Annotated in this window: 1 protein-coding gene; it reads right to left on the bottom strand. The window is 40.9% G+C overall.

Features of this window, described 5'->3' with window-relative positions:
* On the bottom strand, positions 1-203 hold a 203-nt coding region (locus tag C1G53_RS10980; RefSeq protein ID WP_161941420.1), incomplete at its 3' end, for a phosphatidate cytidylyltransferase.
* Between the last annotated feature and the right edge of the window lie 61 nt (positions 204-264).

Here is a 264-nt window from a genome sequence, read left to right as displayed (position 1 = left end):
AAGACTAAACTGGCCAACATAGCTAAGACACCCTCGATAGAATTTGGTGCTAGGCGATACATTTTAATCAATTCAGCCGTAGCAATAATAGCTAACAGGCCTACAAAAAATTGAAATGCCATCCCACCAGCCAACAAAAAGGGAATGAAAATAGCTAGAGCAATGCCGCCAAATATCACTCGTTTCTGTAAATCGTTTGTCATACCTTCTCCTTATACACCGCCAAAACGTCTGTGGCGACGGTTGTATTCTTTAATCGCTAAT

Origin of the sequence: Streptococcus suis, from assembly GCF_002960445.1 — a bacterium.
GTDB lineage: Bacteria > Bacillota > Bacilli > Lactobacillales > Streptococcaceae > Streptococcus > Streptococcus hyiners.
Note: the sequence above shows the minus strand (reverse complement) of the source record. Positions and strands in the feature narration are given on the sequence as shown.